Here is a 5,000-nt window from a genome sequence, read left to right on the forward strand (position 1 = left end):
CGTAATGCTAATTCTTTTATTCGCACTAGTAGGTTTCTTTACTTATACTATAGGAACAAAGTATGAGAATGGTTTAAAATTTAATATGTTATCATTTCTATTATTGCTTTTTCTTGTGATAGATCAAGGAATAAAAATACTTATAAAATTTTTTTGGTTCAATAACAATTTCCAAATAATTAAGAACATGTTATCTTTCAATCCGATAATTAATACTGAAGGCTCTTGGTTAAATGCCAGATTTGGTACATCTGTTAGTTTTCCTATTTTAATAACATTAAATATGTTTGCTATAGTTATTTTCTTAGAAATATATAGATACTATTTACATAAAGGGAATAAAGATTTTTGGGCAGATATGTGCTTTGTTTTTGTAATCTGTGGTGCTATTTGTTCACTTATTGACAAAGTATTTTATGGAGGAAGCTTAGATTTTATTGGAATAAGTAATTTATTCATAGCAGATATAAAAGACTTGTATATTAATATGGGTATATTATTCTTTGCTCTCACAATGTTTAACAATGGATCTTTATCGTCAAATGAATCTACATCATTTAAAGATGACATTCAATCTTTGAGAAAATTTTTATTATTTGTAATACATGACTTCTCAAATAAATTCAAATCTCTTTGAATCATATTACTATAACTTTATATTTCTATTAAAGCAAAACTAGACAGATAAAAAAAAGAGTTTTTACATAATTGTAAAAACTCTTTTCTATATAAAAATACTAAGCAAGTTTCTAATAAAAACATTTTAATTTTATTTATTGGTGGCTTACCCGGGAATCGAACCCGGGACACCATGATTAAAAGTCATGTGCTCTACCGACTGAGCTAGTAAACCATTCTACCTCGCAACGTCCTACTCTGCCACACAGTCTCCCATGCAGTACCATCGGCGCTATAGACCTTAACTTTCCTGTTCGGAATGGGAAGGAGTGTTACCTCTATGCCATCATCACGAGATCTTATTCAGTTAACAATTTACAGTTAACAGTTGTACTATTGTGTCGAAAACTTGTCTCAACAAGATTATATTATACAGAAAACACTATTCCTTGTCAACATGTTTTTTAAAACTTTTTTTATTTATTCTTATTAATCTATACTGGTGTCTTTATTATATTTGAATATGTCCCTAAAATCCTATATTCATGCACTATTTATATAGCAAAGCACCAGTAAGGCTAGTGCTTTGCTAAAGTTATTTGAAACTATTCTCAAGAATGATTTATAATCTCCATTTTAGTTTATCTTTTTAATAGACTCTCTTATAAATTGAGCAGATTCTTTAAATTTTAGCAATTCAGCTTCTGTCATATGAATTTCAACAACCTCTTTTACTCCATCTGAATTCAAGACAGCTGGTACTCCACAAAAAACATCATTTTCCCCATACTCGCCTTTCAATAATGTTGATACTGGCATTATTTTATTTTCATCATTTATAATTGCTTTAATTATTCCAACTGTTGCAGTAGCTATTCCATAATATGTGGTACCTTTTCTATTATATACTTCCCAACCTGCTTTCGCTGTTTCTAATACTAATTTGTCTAAATCCACATTTCCAACTCTATCTTTATTATCCTTTAAAATTTCATAGAATGATTTTCCACCAACAGTAACATGAGACCAAGGCACCATTTGAGAATCACCATGTTCTCCCATTGAGTATCCTTGAACGCTACGAGGATCAACATTCAATAGTTCTCCTATAAAATTTTTTAATCTAGCTGAATCAACTGAAGTTCCTGTTCCTATGATATGGCTTTTGGGTAAACCTGATATCTTATAAACATGGTACGCAATCATGTCTACTGGATTTGAGATTACAATAAAATGGCCTTTAAATCCACTCTTCATTATTGGCTCTACAATCGATTCTACTATTCTAGCTGATAATTCCAATGTTGCTAACCTAGTTTGTCCTGGTTTAGGTGGTGCTCCTGCTGTTATTACTACGATATCAACATCTCCACATTGCTCATAATTTCCCTTAACAACCTTTGTGTTTCGATTCAAATACTCTATACAGTGATTTAAATCCATAACCTCACCAAGCGCTCTTTCTTCATTTATGTCTATCATTAATATTTCATCGCAAACTCCTTGTGTTATCAGACTAAAAGCTGTACTCGAACCTACTAACCCAGTTCCTACGATTGCAATTTTGCTCTTTCTTAAACCCATATCCAAGTCTCCTTTTTTAAACTAATATTTCAATTCATATATAATTTTCTAGTAATTACTGTAGTTTATGCTATTTTCTCACGATTTTATACATTTCTATGTTTTACTATGTTTGCATTATGTATTATCTACTAAAGTTAAAGCTAGTGCAACATTTAATTTTATACAATAAATCAATAAAAATATTAATTATTTTATTAATTTATATTTTTATTATTCTTTTTATATAAGTTACCTAAAATATTCTTCTAAATTTATTATATTTATAATCTTCAATATAAACAAAAAAAGACTGCTAAATAATTTAGCAGTCTTTGCTTTGGTGCGTCATCAGGGATTCGAACCCTGGACACCCTGATTAAGAGTCAGGTGCTCTACCAACTGAGCTAATCACGCAAAATCTTACCTCGCAACGTCCTACTCTGCCACACAGTCTCCCATGCAGTACCATCGGCGCTATAGACCTTAACTTTCCTGTTCGGAATGGGAAGGAGTGTTACCTCTATGCCATCATCACGAGATTAAGTGAGTTCCCAAATCTATGATTTGGCTGAACGAACTTATGCAAATCGCTTCAGCGATTTGTATTCCTTATAAAAAGAATCCAGTTCATCACTTATCCTTTATTCAACTGAAAGAGATTGTTCTTTCAAAATTGCACATAGTTTTTTTAATGTATTTTTTACAACTTAACTTATTGGTCAAGCCCTCGACCTATTAGTATCAGTCAGCTAAATATGTTACCATACTTACACCTCTGACCTATCAACCTTGTAGTCTTCAAGGGGTCTTACTAGCTTATGCTATGGGAAATCTCATCTTGAGGGGGGCTTCACACTTAGATGCTTTCAGCGTTTATCCCTTCCCGACTTAGCTACCCAGCTATGCTTCTGGCGAAACAACTGGTACACCATAGGTCAGTCCATCCCGGTCCTCTCGTACTAAGGACAGCTCCTCTCAAATTTCCTACGCCCGCGACGGATAGGGACCGAACTGTCTCACGACGTTCTGAACCCAGCTCGCGTGCCGCTTTAATGGGCGAACAGCCCAACCCTTGGGACCTACTTCAGCCCCAGGATGCGACGAGCCGACATCGAGGTGCCAAACCTCCCCGTCGATGTGAACTCTTGGGGGAGATCAGCCTGTTATCCCCGAGGTAGCTTTTATCCGTTGAGCGATGGCCCTCCCACGAGGTACCACCGGATCACTAAGCCCGACTTTCGTCCCTGCTCCACTTGTAGGTGTCGCAGTCAGGCTCCCTTCTGCCTTTGCACTCTTCGAACGATTTCCGACCGTTCTGAGGGAACCTTTGGGCGCCTCCGTTACATTTTAGGAGGCGACCGCCCCAGTCAAACTGCCCACCTAACAATGTCCTGTCACCAGTTTCATGGCATCCAGTTAGAACTTCAATACTATCAGGGTGGTATCCCAACAACGACTCCACTAAAGCTGACGCCCTAGTTTCCCAGTCTCCCACCTATCCTGTACAGACAATACCGAAATTCAATGCTAAGCTACAGTAAAGCTCTACGGGGTCTTTCCGTCCAATCGCGGGTAGCGAGCATCTTCACTCGCACTACAACTTCGCCGGATTTGCAGTTGAGACAGTGCACAAGTCATTACGCCATTCGTGCGGGTCAGAACTTACCTGACAAGGAATTTCGCTACCTTAGGACCGTTATAGTTACGGCCGCCGTTTACTGGGGCTTAAGTTCATACCTTCGCATTACTGCTAAGTATTCCCCTTAACCTTCCAGCACCGGGCAGGCGTCAGCCCCTATACATCAGCTTTCGCTTTAGCAGAGACCTGTGTTTTTGTTAAACAGTTGCTTGTGCCTATTCTCTGCGACCTGCTTTCGCAGGCACCCCTTCTCCCGAAGTTACGGGGTCAATTTGCCTAGTTCCTTAACTGCAATTCTTCCGTCGGCCTTAGGATTCTCTCCTCATCTACCTGTGTCGGTTTGCGGTACGGGCACTACTTCTCTCTCTAGATGCTTTTCTTGGAAGCATGGAATCAGATACTTCGGTTCCGTAGAACCTTCCCCATCACGCCTCAGAATTGTTGGAACGGATTTGCCAATCCCAACTCCCTAAACGCTTAGACTAGCATCCAATAGCTAGCACATCCTATCCTTCTCCGTCACACCCTCGATATTAACGATGATAGTGGTATTGGAATATCAACCAATTGTCCATCGACTACGCCTTTCGGCCTCGCCTTAGGTCCCGACTAACCCTGAGAAGACAAACTTTACTCAGGAAACCTTAGATATTCGGCCTGTAGGATTCTCACCTACATCTCGCTACTAATGCCAACATTCTCACTCGTAATCAGTCCACCGCTCCTTTCGGTACGACTTCAGCCCGATTACGACGCTCCTCTACCGCTCACGCATAAGCGTGAACCCGTAGCTTCGGTGGTAAGTTTGAGCCCCGGACATTTTCGGCGCAGGATCTCTTGACTAGTGAGCTATTACGCACTCTTTTAATGAGTGGCTGCTTCTAAGCCAACATCCTAGTTGTCTTAGAAATCCCACATCCTTTTCCACTTAACTTACACTTTGGGACCTTAGCTGACGATCTGGGCTGTTTCCCTTTTGACCATGGAACTTATCTTTCACAGTCTGACTGCCGGACTGATAGTATATGGCATTCGGAGTTTGATAAGGTTCGGTAAGCGCTATGCCCCCTAGCCTATTCAGTGCTCTACCTCCACTACTCACATTTTCCGACGCTAGCCCTAAAGCTATTTCGAGGAGAACCAGCTATATCCGAGTTCGATTGGAATTTCTCCGCTA

2 protein-coding genes, 2 tRNA genes and 3 rRNA genes (2 of these 7 cut by a window edge) are annotated in these 5,000 nt (G+C 38.9%); 1 reads left to right on the plus strand and 6 read right to left on the minus strand.

The features are described 5' to 3' along the window. Positions 1–637, plus strand: the 3' portion of a protein-coding gene (locus tag CSPA_RS27100) for a signal peptidase II (RefSeq protein WP_015395614.1). 113 nt of this gene lie to the left of the window's left edge; the window shows 637 of its 750 coding nt (coding positions 114–750); its start codon lies beyond the left edge, outside the window; its stop codon occupies positions 635–637. Positions 638–777: 140 nt separating this feature from the next. Here the strand turns inward: CSPA_RS27100 and CSPA_RS27105 are convergent. The 6 genes from CSPA_RS27105 to CSPA_RS27130 form a co-directional block, all read right to left on the minus strand. Beyond that, positions 778–853: transfer RNA gene (locus CSPA_RS27105), tRNA-Lys, on the minus strand. A 5-nt stretch (positions 854–858) separates the two neighbouring features. Then, a 5S ribosomal RNA gene (gene rrf, locus CSPA_RS27110) occupies positions 859–975 on the minus strand. 279 nt (positions 976–1,254) lie between these two features. Then, the gene (locus CSPA_RS27115) at positions 1,255–2,202 is read right to left on the minus strand and encodes an L-lactate dehydrogenase (RefSeq protein ID WP_015395615.1); all 948 of its coding nucleotides are present in this window, start codon (positions 2,200–2,202) and stop codon (positions 1,255–1,257) included. A gap of 320 nt (positions 2,203–2,522) precedes the next feature. Beyond that, positions 2,523–2,598 (minus strand) — tRNA-Lys (locus CSPA_RS27120). Positions 2,599–2,606: 8 nt separating this feature from the next. Continuing rightward, positions 2,607–2,723: ribosomal RNA gene (gene rrf / locus CSPA_RS27125) — 5S ribosomal RNA — on the minus strand. Between the two features lie 176 nt (positions 2,724–2,899). Beyond that, positions 2,900–5,000: ribosomal RNA gene (locus CSPA_RS27130) — 23S ribosomal RNA — on the minus strand; it runs 809 nt beyond the window's last position.

This window comes from Clostridium saccharoperbutylacetonicum N1-4(HMT), from assembly GCF_000340885.1.
In the GTDB taxonomy this organism is placed as follows: Bacteria; Bacillota; Clostridia; order Clostridiales; family Clostridiaceae; genus Clostridium; species Clostridium saccharoperbutylacetonicum.

Coding starts and splice junctions, on each gene's coding strand:
- CSPA_RS27115 (WP_015395615.1), bottom strand. CDS start 2,202: ATGGGTTTAAGAAAGAGCAAAATTGCAATCGTAGGAACTGGGTTAGTA.